The organism is Paraburkholderia sp. SIMBA_030 (assembly GCF_046535245.1).
In the GTDB taxonomy this organism is placed as follows: Bacteria; Pseudomonadota; Gammaproteobacteria; order Burkholderiales; family Burkholderiaceae; genus Paraburkholderia.
On record NZ_JAWRXB010000485.1, the window covers coordinates 1 to 273 of the forward strand.

At 62.6% G+C, this 273-nt stretch carries 1 pseudogene; it reads left to right on the forward strand.

Annotated elements, in window-relative coordinates:
• A pseudogene (locus SB772_RS40895) lies at positions 1 to 156 on the forward strand (cupin domain-containing protein); the annotation flags it as partial.
• Between the last annotated feature and the right edge of the window lie 117 nt (positions 157 to 273).

The following is a 273-nucleotide window of genomic DNA, read 5'->3' on the forward strand; positions in this document are numbered from 1 at the left end:
GTGACGGTCTACAAGGCCGGGCAGAACTTTTCCGAACTGCCCGGCGACCGCCACGGCGTCAGCGCGAATGCGAGCAAGACGAAGCCGGCGAAGCTTCTTGCCGTCTTCGTGGTGGATACGAACGAGACGGAACTGACGACGCCATTCGGAAATTGAGCCCAAGGCTCAACGGGTTCGTCTGCCGAGTTCGTCTGCGCGCCGGCAGACGGCCTGCATCAGCACGGTCGCGCTGCGCGACGGTGGGGAGAACTTCGAATAGACGAACGTCGCTAC